Origin of the sequence: Pseudomonas sp. G1002, from assembly GCF_013385455.1 — a bacterium.
In the GTDB taxonomy this organism is placed as follows: Bacteria; Pseudomonadota; Gammaproteobacteria; order Pseudomonadales; family Pseudomonadaceae; genus Aquipseudomonas.
On record NZ_JACAPY010000007.1, the window covers coordinates 121717 to 138707 of the forward strand.

The 16991-nt window shown below is 61.5% G+C and carries 14 protein-coding genes; 10 read left to right on the forward strand and 4 right to left on the reverse strand.

Annotated elements, in window-relative coordinates; translation table 11 throughout:
• Positions 1-11: 11 nt before the first annotated feature.
• From HX801_RS04410 to HX801_RS04450, 9 genes are all read left to right on the forward strand, one after another.
• A complete protein-coding gene (locus HX801_RS04410; protein ID WP_102369372.1) occupies positions 12-1052 on the forward strand; it encodes an ABC transporter substrate-binding protein in 1041 nt (346 codons plus the stop codon).
• Entirely contained in the window at positions 1049-1933 is an 885-nt protein-coding gene (locus tag HX801_RS04415) for a PhzF family phenazine biosynthesis protein (protein WP_177009746.1), read from the forward strand. The genes HX801_RS04410 and HX801_RS04415 overlap by 4 nt, the downstream gene beginning before the upstream one ends.
• A complete protein-coding gene (locus HX801_RS04420; protein WP_177021665.1) occupies positions 1930-2385 on the forward strand; it encodes a RidA family protein in 456 nt (151 codons plus the stop codon). The genes HX801_RS04415 and HX801_RS04420 overlap by 4 nt, the downstream gene beginning before the upstream one ends.
• 232 nt (positions 2386-2617) lie before the next feature.
• On the forward strand, positions 2618-3238 hold the full coding sequence (locus tag HX801_RS04425; protein ID WP_023658938.1) for a hypothetical protein: 621 nt from the start codon (positions 2618-2620) through the stop codon (positions 3236-3238).
• A gap of 22 nt (positions 3239-3260) precedes the next feature.
• A complete protein-coding gene (locus HX801_RS04430; protein WP_003211564.1) occupies positions 3261-3602 on the forward strand; it encodes an FKBP-type peptidyl-prolyl cis-trans isomerase in 342 nt (113 codons plus the stop codon).
• 546 nt (positions 3603-4148) lie between these two features.
• Positions 4149-4865, forward strand: coding sequence for an MgtC/SapB family protein (locus HX801_RS04435; protein ID WP_003211562.1), 717 nt, complete (start codon positions 4149-4151; stop codon positions 4863-4865).
• 293 nt (positions 4866-5158) lie between these two features.
• Entirely contained in the window at positions 5159-5785 is a 627-nt protein-coding gene (locus HX801_RS04440; protein ID WP_003211560.1) for a response regulator transcription factor, read from the forward strand.
• Between the two features lies 1 nt (position 5786).
• The gene (locus HX801_RS04445; RefSeq protein WP_177021666.1) at positions 5787-9422 is read left to right on the forward strand and encodes a transporter substrate-binding domain-containing protein; all 3636 of its coding nucleotides are present in this window, start codon (positions 5787-5789) and stop codon (positions 9420-9422) included.
• Positions 9423-9557: 135 nt separating this feature from the next.
• The gene (locus tag HX801_RS04450) at positions 9558-9989 is read left to right on the forward strand and encodes a chemotaxis protein CheY (protein WP_177021667.1); all 432 of its coding nucleotides are present in this window, start codon (positions 9558-9560) and stop codon (positions 9987-9989) included.
• Here HX801_RS04450 and dkgB read toward each other — a convergent pair.
• The 4 genes from dkgB to HX801_RS04470 all read right to left on the reverse strand — a co-directional run bounded on the left by dkgB (position 9986) and on the right by HX801_RS04470 (position 16318).
• Complete coding sequence (dkgB, locus tag HX801_RS04455; RefSeq protein WP_177021668.1) at positions 9986-10789, reverse strand: 2,5-didehydrogluconate reductase DkgB; 804 nt, start codon at positions 10787-10789, stop codon at positions 9986-9988. The two genes, HX801_RS04450 and dkgB, sit on opposite strands and share 4 nt — an antisense overlap.
• A 293-nt stretch (positions 10790-11082) precedes the next feature.
• Complete coding sequence (locus HX801_RS04460; protein WP_177021669.1) at positions 11083-12693, reverse strand: hypothetical protein; 1611 nt, start codon at positions 12691-12693, stop codon at positions 11083-11085.
• A gap of 65 nt (positions 12694-12758) precedes the next feature.
• Positions 12759-14495, reverse strand: a complete 1737-nt coding sequence (locus tag HX801_RS04465; RefSeq protein ID WP_177021670.1) for a hypothetical protein — start codon at positions 14493-14495, stop codon at positions 12759-12761.
• Positions 14492-16318 carry a tyrosinase family protein gene (locus HX801_RS04470; protein WP_177021671.1) on the reverse strand — a complete coding sequence of 609 codons (1827 nt, stop codon included), beginning with the start codon at positions 16316-16318 and terminating at the stop codon, positions 14492-14494. The genes HX801_RS04465 and HX801_RS04470 overlap by 4 nt, the downstream gene beginning before the upstream one ends.
• Positions 16319-16477: 159 nt before the next feature.
• On the opposite strand from HX801_RS04470, the gene HX801_RS04475 reads away from it, so the two are divergent.
• The gene (locus tag HX801_RS04475; RefSeq protein ID WP_032899475.1) at positions 16478-16942 is read left to right on the forward strand and encodes an Lrp/AsnC family transcriptional regulator; all 465 of its coding nucleotides are present in this window, start codon (positions 16478-16480) and stop codon (positions 16940-16942) included.
• The last annotated feature ends 49 nt before the right edge of the window (positions 16943-16991 follow it).

The following is a 16991-nucleotide window of genomic DNA, read 5'->3' on the forward strand; positions in this document are numbered from 1 at the left end:
GGAGCTTGATCATGTTCAAACCACTGTTCATCGCCAGCGTTTTACTCGCTTCCTGCCTGCCCGCCGCGCAGGCCCGGGACCTGACCAAAGTCACCCTGGCGTTCCCCAGCGAAGGCTTCCTCTATGTGCCGATCTACGTCGCGCAGAAGCAAGGCTACTTCGCCGATGAAGGCCTGAATGTGGACGTCATCGTATTCCAGAAAGGCGGCTCGGCAGCACTCACCGCCGTGCTGGGGCGTGATGCGGATGCGTACGTAGGCCTGCCCGCCGTCGCGGTGCGCGCCCGCACCAAAGGCCAGAATGTCCAGGCGTTCGCCGCCGTGCAGACCCAGTTCGGCAGCACCGTGGTGATCGACGGTGCCTCGGCGCAAAAGGCCGGCGTGTCGGCCACCTCATCCCTGGCCGCCCGTGCCCAGGCTCTCAAGGGCTTGAAGATCGGCGTCACCGGCCCTGGCAGCACCACCGACATGCTGGTGCGCTACCTGGCCAAGGATGCGGGGCTCAACCCGGACAAAGACTTCACCATCATGCCCATCGGCGGCGCGCCAAACATGCTCGCGGCGTTTTCCCAGGGCAGCATCAACGGCTTCTCGCTGTCGCCACCCACCATCACCACCGCCGAGAAGCAAGGCGGCTTTGTGTTGATGGACCTGGCCAAGGGCGAATACAAACCCCTGGACGGCTTCCTCTTCACTGCGATGATTGCCCGTGAAGACTGGCTGGCCAGCAACAAGGTCACGGCCGAAAAAATGGTCCGCGCCCTGTGGCGTGCCGAACACCTGATTGCCAGCGACCCGGACAAGGCCCGCGAGTCGGTACGCCCGTATTTCGCCCACACCGACGCCGCCATCTTCAATGCTGCCTGGACCGCTTCGCTGCCGTCCTACCCGGCCACGCCGCGCATCGAGAAAGACGGCGTTGAGAAAAACATTCGCTTCATGAACGCTGTGGAGAGCGACCCGGTCGAACTCGACCCGCAGCAGGTCTACACCAACTCCATCGTCGACGCCGTGGCGCCGACTGTTTCCACCCTTCAGGGAGAGGCGAAATGACGCCCGAGGTTCACCTGGTCAATGTTTTTCCCGCCACCGCCCGTGGCGGCAACCCCGCGCCAACCGTGGCCGTCGCCGATGGCATGAGCGATGCCGACATGCAGCAAGTCGCCCGCGACTATGGCCATGAGTGCGGCTTCGTGTTCGCCGCACCGGTTGGCAGCGAGTTCGATTTTGCCTTGCGCTTCTGGGTGCCCAACCACGAGATGGAAATGTGCGGCCACGCCACCGTGGGAGCGGTGTGGCTGCTGGATCGGTTGGGCATGCTGCACAAGGACCGCCTGACGTTATCGACCCTGAGCGGTCCGGTGGATGCGCGGATCACCGCTGCGGGCACCCCGGATATCCAGGTGGAAATCAGCCAGCCCAAGGGCCAGGTCGAGGCGTTGAACGATGCCGAAGTCGAGGCCGAGATTCTGTCGGTGCTCGGCATCACTTCCAACGAACTGGCACCGCTGCCGATCCAGAACGCTTGCACCAGCCGGGTGAAAACCCTGATCGCGCTGAAAAGCGTGGCGGTACTGGATAGCCTGAAACCGGATTACCGGCGGATGCAGCAACTGTGCGAGCGCATCGGCTCCACCGGTTTGTACCCCTATGCGCCATCGGATCTGGACGGGCGACAATTTGATGCGCGGCAGTTTCCCAAGTCCTCGGGTTACCCGGAAGACGCCGCCACCGGCATCGCGGCTGCCGCGTTGGCGTTTGGCTTGTTGGAGAATGGCCTGGTGACGGCAGATGATCGCCCGGTGCACATCCGCCAGGGCCGGGCCATGGGCCGACCTTCGCAAATCTCCCTGCGGTTTCGCCGGGATGAAGCGGGGCAGGTGCAAGGTTGCTGGCTGGGTGGGCATGTGGAATTTGTCGAGGAACCGGCATGAGCGTGCGCGAAAAACTGCAAGCCCTCGGGCTGGAATTACCCGAAGCGCCGAGCCCCAAGGGGGACTACGTGCCGGTGACGATTCATGGAGGCGTGGCGTATGTCAGCGGGCAGGTTTGTCGGCAGGGTGACAGCGTGATTACCGGGCCGGTGACGGACCAGACCTCTACGGAGTTGGTCAACGAAGCAGGGCAGACCTGTGTGCTGCGGGCCTTGAGCGTGCTGGACCAGGCGGTAGGGCTGGAGAACGTCGAGCGCATCCTGTTCGTTCGCGGGTTTGTGTTTGGCGGGGAAGGTTTCCAGGGCTTCTCCAAGGTGGTCGACGGCGCCTCGCAACTGTTGATTGAGCTGTTTGGCGAGCACGGCCGGCATGCGCGTTCGGCGGTGGGCGTGACGGGATTACCCAGCAACGGCCTGCTGGAAATGGAACTGACGGCGGTCGTCACTGCCTGAACCACCCACCAAAATGTGGCGAGGGAGTTTGCTCCCGCTGGGCTGCGCAGCAGCCCCAAAACCGATGATCGCAGTGCCTCAGGCATACCGCGTCAACCGGTCCGGGAGCGCTTCGCACTCCAGCGGGAGCAAGCTCCCTCGCCACAGGATTCGTGTTGCTTTCACCTCTGCAGGAACCCCGGCGAACGAGTAAACTGCCCGCCTTTTATTCTCACGACGAGACGGTGAGCTTTTGAACGCAGGAAAAACCGCAGGGCTGTTGCTGCTCACCGCCTTATTGGCGGGATGCGGCACCTCGCCACCCCGCACCCCCAACGACATCTGCGGCATCTTCCGCGAAAAAGACGATTGGTACGACGCCGCCAAGGTGACCCAGGCGCGCTGGGGCGTGCCGATCCAGGTGCCGTTCGCGATCATGTATCAGGAATCGGGCTTCCGGCAGGACGCCAAGACCCCACGCAAGTACCTGCTGTGGATCATCCCCTGGGGTCGTGTGTCTACGGCCTCCGGCTACGCCCAGGCCAAGGACGAAGTGTGGAGCGACTACCAGAAAAGCACGGGACGCTACGGCGCCAGCCGGCAGGACTTTGACGACGCCATCGACTTTGTCGGCTGGTACATGGACAAGACCTACACCATCAACGGCGTATACAAATACGATGCCTACGGCCAGTACCTGAATTACCACGAAGGCTGGGGCGGTTACCGGCAGCGTACCTACGCGAGCAAAGCCTGGCTGATGCCGGTGGCGGGCAAGGTTCAGGCGCGTTCGCAGATGTATGCGGCGCAATATGCGGGCTGCAAGAATGATCTGGGGCGTGGGTTCTGGAGTCGGTTCTGGCATTGGCTGTGACTTTGGATAGCGGGAGAGCACGATGAGCACCGAACTGGAAATCACCGACATCCGCCTCGGCGACGGCAAAACCGTGGTCAAAGGCGCCCTGATCACCACGCAATACACCGGCACTCTGGAAGACGGCACGGTGTTCGACTCCTCATGGGAACGCGGCAAGCCGTTTCAGTGCGTGATCGGCACAGGTCGCGTCATCAAGGGCTGGGACCAGGGGCTGATGGGCATGAAAGTTGGCGGCATTCGCACGTTGTTTGTGCCGGCGCACCTTGCCTACGGCGAGCGCTCGATGGGGGCGCATATCACGCCCAACAGTAATTTGCGGTTTGAGATTGAGTTGCTGGAAGTACTGACGCGGGATGATTGAGGGGCGGTGAACATGGATGTTGTTGAAGCAGGGGAGTTGCCGCGCAGTGCTTGGGCTCGACAGCTGCTACGGGGGGGGAGAGCTGCGCAGTGGTGCGTACCTGAACCCTCCCTGAAGAACCTGCCCAAACCCATCGGGTAAATTTTCCTACGGTTTACTCTCATTAATTCGGAGCGTAAGCTTCGCGCGTTTTCATCAATAGCGGAGACCCTCAGTGGGTACTTGTTCGAGTGACAGTCGTCGGCCGGTCTCGATAACCGGCACATACTTGGCAAGATAACGCGCATTTTTCCGATGCCGTTGTCTCGCCCAGAAGCGAGAAGCGGCATTTCGATGGCGGCCAGTCCTGGTCCGATTCCGAATTCCCTCTCATCGACGCTTAACAGTACGGGATGCCTTGCATCACGGTACTGCGGACGCGCCTGTCGTTTGCGACGGGCGGGCCTGTCCTGTCGTACCCGTGACTCAATCACGGCCCAGGATGGTCGTACCTGGCCGAAGGTTTCCTCGCGTAAGTTTGGCTGGTCATGAATAGGGAAGACGCCTATGCAAGCAATCAACAACATCAACCTCAACTCGCTGATCGACACGCTGGTCAGCCTCACCGCGGCCTTCATTCTCGGTGGCCTGATCGGGTTTGAGCGTCAGTACCGCCAGCGCACGGCGGGGCTGCGCACCAACGTGCTGGTGGCGGTGGGAGCGGCGATTTTCGTCGACATGGCCAACCGCCTGGGCGGCGCCGAAGGGGCGGTGCGGGTCGTGGCCTATGTGGTCTCGGGCATCGGTTTTCTCGGTGCCGGTGTGATCATGCGTGAAGAAGGCAACGTGCGCGGCCTGAATACTGCGGCCACGCTCTGGGCGTCGGCGGCGGTGGGTGCCTGTGCCGGTGCCGACCTGATCCTCGAAGCGCTGCTCGGTACGCTGTTTGTGCTGGCGGCCAACACGCTGCTGCGCCCGATCGTCAATAACATCAACCGCCAGCCACTGGACGTGGTGTCGGCCGAGGTGACCAACATTCTGTATGTGGTGGCCCGGCGTACCCAGCAGAAGGCGGTATTGGCCTTGCTCGAAGCCGAACTTGCTCGCTGCAACTACCCGGCCAGTGATGTGGACGTACGTCCCTTTGGTCCTGAAGAGGTGGAAATCGAGGCGACGCTGGCCGTGACCTCGGTAGACGGTGACGAACTGGATGCGCTGGTGGCGCGTATTTCCACTTCAGCCCTCGTGGTGCAAGCGTTCTGGAGTCCGAGTACCACCGACTAGGCCGCCTTGGCGCCCCCGGGACCGGCTCTTTACTATGCTTGTGGTGAGGAAAAATCCTACATTCAGCTGGGACTATCCCTTCAGTTGTTACGCCGTTCCATTGGTAAGGTTGCGCGCTTGCGACTAGCCAGGCACGCAGGTGCCGCCTACCTAGGGTTATGCGCTGTTCAAATGGAGGGACCCGACTGCTGCTTGTAGGACTGTTCAGTTCCGTTCGTCGGAACTGTCATTTCTCACAGGTAGATAGGTCCCGTGTGATGTGTAACGGTACTGAATCCTCCCAGGGGAGCCTTATGAGCAAAGCTTTAATCGTGGATGACCATCCATTTATCCGCGCAACCGTCCGCTATCTGCTGAAGCAGGAAGGCTTCGACACGATCTTCGAGGCCGGCAACGGCGCCGATGCCATGCAGATTGCCCGGGAGGAGCGCCCCGAGCTGATCATCCTCGACCTGGCGATGCCGAAGCTGGGTGGCCTGGAGGTGATCAGCCGGATCAAGGCGCTGGGCCTGCCGTGCAAGATCCTGGTGCTGACGTCCTACCTGGCGGTGTTTTTTTCCACCCGCTGCATGCGTGCCGGCGCGATGGGGTTTGTCGCCAAGACCGGCGAGCTGGATGAGTTGCAAAAAGCGATCAAGGCCGTGATGTCCAACTACAGCTGCTTTCCGAGCCTGCCCACCAGCTCGGTGCGCCGCGACGATTTGCAATCCACCGAGCAGGACCTGGTGGCAGAGCTTTCCGACCGCGAGCTGACCGTACTGCAGAAGCTGGCGCTGGGGTTGGGTAACAAGGAAATTGCCGAGGACATGTTGCTCAGCCACAAGACCATCAGCACTTATAAAACCCGACTGAAGGAGAAGCTGCGGATGTCGTCGGTGGTGCATTTGTCCAAGTTCGCCCAGCGCAATCATCTGATCTGAAATGATCAACTTTCGGGTCTTGTGGCTCAGCGCAAGTGTGCTGCTGGGCGCGCTCTGCACACAAGGCCTGGCGCTTGGCGAGCCGCGCACCCTGTATCTGTTGGGGCATTCCGTCATTGAAACGCCCGCCGTACGGCTGCATGAAACGCAGTGGAGCTGGCTGCGCGAACGGCGCCGGTTGTTGATGGGGATCTCTGGGCCCGACTACGCACCATTCGAGTTGAGCACCAGCGATGAACTCGAGGGGATTACTGCGGATTACGCGTCGCTGATCGCCGATGCGCTGAACATCACGATAGAAGTGCGCCGCTACGACAATCGCGATGAAGTCATCACCGCGCTCAAGCGTGGCGAGGTGGATTTTGTGGGATCTGCCAACGGCTACGAGGCGGCAGACCCGCAGTTGGTACTCTCGCGCTCCTATGCCATGGATCAACCGACCCTGGTCACCCGCACGGGTGACAGCCAGGGCCTGAGCAGCGACCTGGCCGATAAACGTGTGGCGATGTTTTATCACTACATGCAGCCTGACGCGGTGCAGGCGTTTTACCCCAATGCCCGGATCCAGCTGTTCCCTTCAACCTTCGAGGCCATCGGCGCGGTTGCGTTCGGCCATGCAGATGTTTACCTCGGCGATGCAATCAGCACCAACTACCTGATCAACAGGAACCACCTGAACAACGTCCGCATGGCCGACTTCTCGTCACTTGAGGTCAATCCCTTCGCGTTTGCATTTTCCCGGGACAACGCGCGCTTGCTGTCGATCATCAATGCGGCACTGGCGGTGATCCCGGTCAGCGAGCAGATGGAAATCCTCCGGCGCTGGAGTGCCGGCAACCTGGGGTTCCTGGGGGCGGACCGGCTGCGCTTGAGTGCCAGTGAACAGCGTTGGCTGGACAAGAACCCGAGGATCAAGGTCGCGGTACTCGACAAGTTTCTGCCGGTTTCATTTATCGACAAGCAGGGCGCGTTCGAAGGGTTGAGCGCCGAGGTGCTGGCCCGCATCAGCTTGCGCACGGGATTGAAGTTTGACTTCATTCCCGGCACCTCGATGCTCCGGCAAATCGACAGGGTCAACACCGGTGGTGCAGACATGATCGCGGTGGTCACCCCCAGCGTCGAGCGCACGGACAAGGTACGCATTACCCGGCCTTACCTGACCAATCCGTTTGTGTTGGTCAGTCGCATTGATGACGGCAGCCCCCTTACCCTGGAAGACATGGCCGGCAAGCGCCTGGCGCTGATTGGCAGCAATAGCCTGCAGGAGGGCATCGCCCAGGACTATCCGAGCATCAAGTTCGTGGACGTCGAGAACCCCGAGCACGGCATGGAGCTGGTGGCCGATGGCGGTGCCGATGCCGCCGTCAATACCTTGATCAGCGCCCGCTACATGATTGCCCGCGAGTACCGTGACCGGTTGCGGATCACCAGCACGGTCGGGTCCGAGCCGGCCCGTATAGCCTTTGGCGTCAACCGCAGCCAACTGGAGTTGTATTCGATCCTCGACAAGGCGCTGCTGAGTATTACGCCCCAGGAAATGGACGAATTGGCTGGCCACTGGCGTAGCGAGGTATTGGTTGAAGACAGCTACTGGGCGCGGCACCGCAATGCGATTATTCAAGGTTTCAGCCTGGCGGCGCTGCTGTTGCTGATCACCCTCGGCTGGGCGATTTATCTGCGTCAGCTAATACGCAAGCGCGTCGAGGCCGAACGAGCGCTGAGTGATCAGATGCGCTTTATGGGCGTGCTGATCGACGGCACACCCCATCCGATTTATGTGCGTGATCGCCTGGGCCGGCTGATGGCGTGCAATAGCGCTTACCTTGATGTGTTCGGTTTCAAGCTGGAGGACGTGACCGGTAAAACCGTGGTCGAGACCGACACCGGCAATCGCCCCCAGGCCGAGTCTTTTCATCAGGATTACCTGCGCTTGATGGAGCGGGGCGAGCCACAGATCCAGGACCGCTTGCTCAAGGTGCCGGGCGGTGCGGTCCTGACCATCTACCACTGGATGCTGCCGTACCGCGACGGTAATGAGCAGGTGGTGGGCATGATCGCCGGCTGGGTGGATGTCAGCGAAAGGCAGCAACTGCTCGGCCAGTTGCAGGAGGCCAAGGAGGATGCCGACGCGGCCAACCGCGCCAAGACCACGTTTCTCGCGACCATGAGCCATGAAATCCGCACGCCCATGAACGCCGTGATCGGCATGATCGAACTGGCCCTGAAAGCCGCCGAGCAGAACCGGGCCGACCGCGATGCGCTGGAGGTGGCCGCTGATGCGTCACGGGGCATGCTGGAATTGATCGGCGATATCCTCGATATCGCGCGTATAGAATCGGGCCACCTGTCCCTGACCCTCGAGCCTTCGAACCTGCACGAGTTGCTGGCGTCGGTGGCGCGGGTTTTCGAGGGGCTGGCGCGGGCCAGGGGCCTGGTACTGCAGGTGGAGCTCGACCCGCTGATTGATCGGTACGTGCTGGTGGACCCGATGCGCTTCAAGCAAGTGGTGTCGAACCTTTTGAGCAACGCGATCAAGTTCACCCCTCACGGCCGGGTGCGGCTTGGCGCGTCCGGCTCGTCGGCGATTGCCAGCGGCTACTTGAACCTCAGGCTTTGGGTGGAAGACACCGGCATCGGCATCAGTGTCGAAGACCAGAAGCGCCTGTTCAACCCGTTTATCCAGGGCAGCAACACTGCGCAATCGGCGCGCAGCGGTTCGGGCCTGGGCCTGGTCATCAGCCGCAACCTGTGCGAGATGATGGGGGGGCAATTGCAATTGAGCAGCCTGCTGGGGCAGGGCACTCGGGTGGATGTCACCCTGGAGCTGGCAGTCGCCGACAGCACGCTGATGCCGCCCGCACCGGTTGCCGTGGAAACTCCGCCGGCCCACGCGCTGAACATTCTGGTGGTGGATGACTACCCGGCCAACCGGCTGCTGCTGGCCCGGCAATTGAGCTTCCTGGGGCACCGGATCACCACCGCCGAAGATGGCGTCGAGGGGCTTGAGTTGTGGCTGTCCGGGCATTTTGACGGGGTGATTACCGACTGCAATATGCCGTTCAAGGACGGTTATGAGTTGGCGCGGGATATCCGCACCCTGGAGGGCGAGCGTGGCCTGGCGCCGTGCCTGTTGCTGGGGTTTACCGCCAACGCCCAGCCCGAGGAAGCCGAGCGCTGCCGGCAGGCGGGCATGGATGGCTGCCTGTTCAAACCCACCGGGCTTGAGGATTTGCATGCGGCCCTGGCGCGGCGCACGGCCACACCTTCGGTGGCGCCCGGCACCACGGATGAACTGGCGGCAGACTTTGACTTGAGCCACCTTGAGAAACTGACCGGCGGGGATATCGACGCGGTGAAGGAGCTGCTGGCGCCCTTGCTCGACAGCCTTGAGGCAGACCATGGGCAGCTGGTGAACCTGCAACGCAAGGCAGACTTTGCCGGCCTGCATGACCTGGCCCATCGCACCAAGGGCGGGGCAAAGATGGTCAAGGCCCATGCACTGATGGTTTGCTGCGAGGGATTGGAAAGCGTTTGTGAACGTCAGGCCCGCGACGAATTGGCCAGTGCCATCGATGGCATGGATGAAGCGCTCGCGCACCTGCACCACGCGCTGTCGGGGTATTGCAATCAGACTTGACCGGTGCGGAGGGGCATTGAGCTGTTTGGGACAACTCCTACGTGAAGGTGGAACAAGCCTTATTTAGTCTTCGGAATATGTCTGGAAAATAGTGCGTCCAGTCCTTCACGAGCGCTTCTTGCTCAGGTGTTCGCCATGCCAAACAAAGCACTGACCCTCCTGATTGCCGATGAACAGCATCTGCAACGACTGTACATCGAAAAAATGCTCAACCAACTGGGCTACTACCGCATCGTTCCGGTGCAGACGTTCGAAGAAGTGCGAATCCTCACGGCGATTCCGGCCAGGCCGTTCGATGTGCTGATCATCAACGCCGGGCTGGCAGACAGCGACGGCGGGGTGCTGGCCTTCCAGGAACAGCACCCGCAGATTCGCCATGTGCTGGTCTACGATATCCGCGAACTGGGCACGCCGGCCGTCGCACCAACCCTGCTGGTGCGCCTGCCGGGTACGCCGGACAGCATCACCCTCGAACACTTCATGGACATCATCGACCCGCCGTCAGCCACCGACGGGTTGCGCGTGTTGCCGTGGCTGCGGGAGTTGTCCAGCCGCCCTGCGGCTTAGTCCCAGTTCGGGGCGATGCCTTTGGGGCTGGTCAGCCGATGGCCACGCTCCAGGGCCGCGACCTGCGCCATGTCAGCGTCACTCAGGGTCAGGTCCAGAGCCTTGAGGTTGCTGGCCAGGTTGGCGCGCTTGGTCGATGACGGGATCACCGCGTAGCCCAGTTGCATGGCCCACGCCAGGGTCACTTGCGCCGGGGTTGCCTGATGACGTTCGGCGATCTGCTGGATCACTGGGTCCTTCAGCACTTCGCCGTAGGCCAGGGTCATGTAGGACGTGATCTGGATGCCATGGGCCTTGGCAAACTCCGCCACGGTGCGGTTTTGCAGGTACGGGTGCAGTTCCACCTGGTTGGTCGCGATGTGCTCGGCACCGACGGCGGCAATTGCCTGCTTCATCAGGTCGACGGTGAAGTTGGAAATACCGATCTGGCGGGTCAGGCCCTGGCGCTTGGCTTCCAGCAACTGGCCCATGAACTCGGCGACCGGTACCTGGTCTTCCGGCGATGGCCAGTGGATCAGGGTCAGGTCCAGGTAGTCGGTCTGGAGTTTGCGCAGGCTTTCCTTGAGGCTGGGAATCAGCTGGCCTTCGGCGAAGTTGGCGATCCAGATCTTGCTGGTGATGAACAGTTCGTCCCGTGGGATGCCGCTGTCGGCGATGGCCTGGCCGACGTCGGCTTCGTTTTCGTAGATTTGTGCGGTGTCGATGACGCGATAGCCCAGCTCCAGGCCGGTGCTGACGGAGTCGATGACGACCTGGCCTTGCAGGCGGAACGTGCCGAGGCCGAATGCGGGAATGGACATGAGTGACTCCTGAAGTGGTGTGAACAATGGAGTCGAGTATCGGCCTCTCGTTCCTTCGGAAAAACCGCTGAATCCGAAAAGGACTCTTTACCAAAAGTCATGAGTGGCCGGCGGGTGGCCACACGATATCCCTCGAGAGCGGTCTTACCGGGTAGATGCGGGGGGCTGTCGGACATTTCGGGCGTTACTTGATAAGGGGCGCCTCTTTTAACCAGCAGGAGCTAGCGCAAGGACCAAATGCTCAAGGCCTTACAGTACCGAGAAACCTTGAGCAGCGGTCTGAACAGTCGAGTTCAGGGTGAACCGTCCTTGAGGGTCTGGAAGGCTTTTACGCGCTTGACCAGGCTTTTCTTGCTGGCCGAATCGGCACTGTTGAACAGGAACGAAAAGTCCGAGGCCAGGGTCGAGCTGCCGGCGATGGTCGCGTACTGATGACAGGCATTGCAGTTATCGCCCTGGACGTAGGTCTCCAGGGTGGTGTTGGCCACCGGTACGTTGCCCTGGCTGATAAATGGCCCGTAGGACAGCGGCACTTGCGCACTGACACCCGGTTCCGGCTGGGTGGGCGGGTTGGGGGTGAGGGTCCAGAGTACGTTGATCAGTTTGTAGTACTGGAACACCGACTTGCCCTGGCTCTGCTGGGCAAAATTGGCCTGCACCGCGCCGTTAAGCGCCTGCAGTTCAGTGGGCAGCGGATGTTCCCGGGTGGTCTGCACGGGTTGGTCCCGTGGAAACGGCTCGGTGCAGTCGCGGTCCGGATGCTGCTGCTTGCACTGGATACGCGCCACGTTCGGCGTGCATTCGGGGCCGGTGCCGCAGTTCGGGTTGTTGAAGGCAAAGCTGTCGGGCGGCGTTTGTTGTGGCGGCACCTGGTTGGGTTCCGGCACGTTGTCTACCTGCTCGAAGGTGGTCCAGATGAAGTTGGGCGAGGCCTGGGTCTTGTTGATGATATGCAGGCCCACCAGGCCCACCACCTGCTGGGTGCACTGCAAGGTGGCCGGGTTTTTGAGCCAGGCGACGGTGGTCAGGTAACGTCCGTAGAGCTCGGGTTTGCCGGTGAGGATTCGCCATGCTGCCTTGACCTCCAGAGCTCCCAGTTGCTCCTGCGGCACCGGGTTGGGCGGCAGCGAGCGCATGGGTTCACCGATGGGCAAGGACAGCCCGCCGGGGTTCTGGTTGTCGAGGTTCTGCGCGACTTTCAGCTGGTTGGCCGCGTCGTACAGCCCTTTGCTGACGATGTAGTCGAACTCGGCCTTGCCGACCTTGCGTTCAAAAAACACCAGGTTCTGCGACTGGTCCGTCAGCCAGCCGCCGGAGGCTTCCATGATCGGGTCCGGAATCGAGGCCAGGGTGCCGCTGGACAGGTGAAACCCATGCCGCGCGTTGATCGCGCTTTCGGAGGTGGCGGTCATGAACTTGCGCGCCCCCACCGACATCGCCCTGAGGCTGCCCTGGGTGCTGCAATTGGACGGCACCAGGGTTTGCACGCCCCAGCCGGTGGGCGCGGGCGCGCCGGGCAGGAAGATATCGTTGGCGTCCTTGTAGCTGGCCCATACCGGCGCCACGCTCATCGGCTGGCCGGAGGCAGTCGGTACGCCGAATTGCGCCAGGGTACTGTTCATGTCCGGCTCACCCGCGAGGGCAGGCGTGGCTGGCCAACCGGGATTCACCGGCCAGTTCAGGGCAATGAACAACTGCCAGCCAAAGCAATTCATGAAGCTCTGGCCGGTGGCGTTGAAGTTGTTGATCGGCAGGAAGCCGCCGCTTTTCGGGTTGAACACCAACTGTTGCTGCACGCAAGCGTCGGCGTCGGAAGTGGGGGATGCGTAGGCGGCCTGCATGGCGAACAGGCTCAGCACCACACTGGTCAGCAGCGATAAAACACTCAAGCGTAACCTGGACATCATCGCGCTCCTTGCAAGCAGGTAAAGCCGCACCCTGGGTGGGTGCGGCTGATGGGCTGTATCAGTCAGGCGCCAGGCACCAGCGCCAATCCGGATTCCCATGGGTGTTCCGCCGCGCTGGGGTTATCGGCTTCGCCCGGGTTGAGGGCGCGCACTGTCACCAGCCCCGGTGCGGCAGTGGGGCTTACGGTGATGGTCAGCAGGTAGCCCTGGGTGCCACCGGAGTTGGTTTGCCCGGGGATGGCCGAGGCATCCGGCAGGAACTTTGTGACCTGCGCCGTCACCCCTGGATTGGAGAATTGCACCCGCGCCGTCTCGGCGGTGGTCTTGAGGTCGGCGCCTTGCACCACTAGGGCAAACTGCCCGCTGGTGCCGGGTGCCAGCCAGGCCGGCAGGTCGGTGGGTGACTGCCCGTAGAACAGGTCCAGCGGCAGCAGCTGTACCGGCCAGGGTTGCACGCCGTTGACCCGGTCCGTCACGCACGGGCAGGAATCCGGCGTCGGGCTGATGGGCGTGGTTGTCACACTCAGGCCCACCAGCAACTGCTGGGCAATCACCCACACGTAGTCGATCGGCTGGCCGCTGATGGTGATGTCGTTGATCGAGAACCCGGCGCTGGCCGGCACTTCAAACACCGCTTGCAGAATCTGGTCGGAGCCGTTGGCGGCGGACTTGGCGGTGCCACGGGTGATTTTCCAGTACTGGCTGACGTCCTGGCCCTGGGGGCCTTTCCACGCCGAGAAGTCGGTGGGTTGTTGCAGGTACAAGCCGATGGGGTTGGTCAGCGACAGCCGGTTGTTCACTGCCACGCTGTTGGCCGAGAAACCGATATGCGGATCGGAGTTGCGGTAGTTCTGCCCGTATTGCGCGCAGCAGATCAACGCCTGGGAATTCTGGCTGCTGCTCAATGGCCGCAGGATGGTCGCCGCGGCAGCCAGGTACACCTCGGCGCTCAGGGTGTTGGGGCCGGAGGTCAGGTGCATCGCGCCGCCGTACTGGCCAGGCACACAGGCGGTGCCGGCGTTCCATTTGTTGACGGTGTCGTAGGCCGGTTGACCGGTGGTGGGGTCGATGACCGGATCGCCGGCCTTACCGGTCGGGCAGTCGGCGGTGTAGCGCAGGTACAGGTCTTCGAGTTGCACCTGTGGGTCGATGTAGTCGCGATACAGCCCCAGTACAGCAGTCGGATCGATGCGCCACATGGCCAGGAAATACGCCGGGTTTTCGCAAGTGAAGGTGATCTTGCGCATGTTGCCGTCGGCATCGCGCACGATGGACCACTCGCAATATTCGTCAAGCCAGCCACGGGGGCCCGAAGGCGAGAAATCCTTGTACTTGCCTTGCCAGTCGATGCTCGGGCAGCGAGTGACGGGCAGTTGCAGCAGGGTGCCTTGCTTGTTCGGGTCGTAGAGCATGTACAGGGTGTTATTGATCGTAATCTGGCCGTTGTCGGTCAGCTCCATCACCTGTTGCATGGACATGGCCTTGCCGCCCAACTGTGGAATCACCGCTGTGCCGTTGTTGTAGAAAAACGTCCACAGTCGATTGGGGAAGGGCGCCCAGGTAATCGCCGGCGGCGTGGTGGGGCCGTAGCCTTCCACCAGTGGGTTGTAATAGCCCGAGCGCGGCGCGTCATTGAGGCCCGACCACGGGTTGCCGATGATCGCGGACTGGGTCCAGCCGGTGAGGTCGTTGTTCCAGTCGGTTTCAAACTGCGGCAACTGGTTTTCCAGGCCCAGCTTGTTGTAGTCCTTGGGAGCTTGCCCGGCGGGAGAGGTGAATTGTTTGAAGGGTGTGCTCATGTCGATTCTCCAGGTGTTGTTGTGGTGGAAACGGAGCAGCAACCGGCACTGGGAGCAGGGCCGGCGACGGTTTGGCGCGGGTCGTCCCACACCAGTTGGGCGATAAAGCCAGGCAGCGGCGCGTACTCTTGCGGCGTCAACACCCGGGCACTATCGAGATGGGTCACCACCACGGATAACTGCGTGGTGTCAGTGGGGCGAAGGTTCAATGCGGCAGCAGTGCGCGCGGCATTCAGCGCGCGTGACACGCCATGGGTGATGCAGCGGCCTTTGTCATCCACCAGGCCCATGCCGATGCGACTGAAGCGCCCGACATAGTGCGGATTGTCGGCGCTCACCTGCTGCGGCGTGGCGTCGGGCTGGTTGAGGAATACGTCGATCAGGTAGGTGTCGTGGGTGCAGCGCACATGGTCGAACACCACCCACGGGCCCAGGCTTGCGGTTTGTTCCTGCGCTTGCATCGGCGTCGAACTTTGCTGGCAGCAGGCTTTTGCGGCCGGGCGGCGGGTGCCAAAGGGCGGTGCGACGGGCACACCGTAGTCATAGCCGATATGCCGACTGTCCTGGGCCATGTCCCCCAGGGTGGTGTAGCGCCAGGCGTCGGCACTGGTGAAGGTGACATCGTCGGCCTCGCTGCCGGCAAACGGCTGGAGCAGGCACTGGGTGGTGTACTGCGCTGCCGGATGGGCGCGGATCCAGACCTCCAGCATCCGGTCGATATTGGCGTGGTAGGAGCTGAACACCGGGTCGAACGCGGTGTAGGCGTTGTCGGCCATGTCGCCGCCGATCCAGCCGTGATAGTTGTCGTGGGGCTGCTCGTAGAGCCCGTCGAAATTCAGCGCACGGTTGGGGTACAGGTCATCTTCCTGGGGGGGATCAAACACCGGGATGTTCGCCCAGGGATAACCTGGCACGCCCTGGGGCTGGCTGAAGGTGTTGAACTTCAGGGCATCGACCACCTGTTGCTGGAAAATCCGGCTCATGCCGTACAACTGGGTGCGTTCGACGCGCTGCGTTTCGCCCCGGGTGTAGAACAGCGGGTTGCGTTGCACGAAGCGGCAGTCCACACCGGGTACCCTGGCCTTTTCACAGACCTTCGAACAGCCGTCCTTGGCAGCGGCGTAGCGCAACGGATTAGGGCGAACCTCGCCGGTGTGCGGGTGCACGTAGGTTTCATCGAGAAACGCCTGGGGCAAGCCGGCCTGGGGGCTGCCGTCGACACTGGCGTCTTCGGCCATCCAGTCCCAGTAGGGGATGGGGCAGTCGATCAGCGCTTCCAGGTACAGCAGATAGGCCCGGTGCCACAGGGCAAACGCTTCCTGGTAATGCAGGCACCAGTTGGTGTGGATATAGGCGTAACGCTGCCACGGGGAGCCGCTGTCGGCGTTGGCCACCTGCATTACGTCATCGAGGCGTGAGCGGTACAGGTTCAGTTGTTCCTGTGTCAGTGCGCGAATGTCCTGGCGCACGCGTTTGACCGGGTGAGGCAGGTCGGGTGGGGGGATGCGTTCTGCCTCGTCGAACGGTGAGGCGGGAGTGAGGCGCCAGCCCTGGTTGACCCACAGCCTGAAGGTTTCCAGCGCGTCGATGGGCCAGAACTGCTGCTGGTCGAGGGTCAGCGGCATGCTGCGGGAGGCCAGGTGCTGGTAGATGGTTTCGGACCAGGTCTTGACGGAGGCGGGGTCTTCGAGGAATACGAAGTAGGCGTTCATGCAGCCCACCCAAGAGGCGGCGACGGCGGCGCGTTGCTCTTGGGGGATCCAGTAGGGGGCGCTGAATAGGCCGTGGATATCGGTGGCCCATGTCGGTTTCGCGACTATCATAAGATCCCTCTCATGCGGCCCCGGTGCCTGATTTGGCTGGGCTGCTAAGCTGGATTGATGTTAGTGCGCCACCGCGCAGGATTTGTGCAAATTGGTGGGTGTTTACGGTGGATTCATTGCAGTTTTTTCAAGGAAGATATGGAAAAAATGACAGATGCCATGGATTTGAAGATTCTGGGGAAATTGCAAAGGGATTGCAGTCAGAGTCTGGAGTTGTTGAGTGACAGTGTCGGGCTGTCTTCAACCAGTTGTTACCGGCGTATCAGGCGGTTGGAGAGTGTCGGGATTATCAAGGCCAAGGTGGCGGTGCTGGATGAGCGCAAGCTTGGGATTCAGGTTACGGCGTTCTTCCTGATCAAGCTTGATAGGGACAGCAATGATATCGACCGCAAGATGCAGCATATCCTGGCGAGTCATCCGGAGATTCAGGACTGTTATCTGCTGACCGGGGAGTTTGATTTTGTGATGGTGGCGAAGTTTCGGGATGCCACTGAGTACACTGATTATATCTATCGGTTTTTAGAGATTTATCGGGATATTCCGATTCGTACTTATTCGTCTACTTTGGTGGTCAGGACGGTTAAGAAGTCTTATGAGTTGCCGTTGCCGGGGTCTTTGGTTTGAGTACATCTCCGTTTCTTCGGTAACGGCCGCTTATGGTTCCGCTCTTACA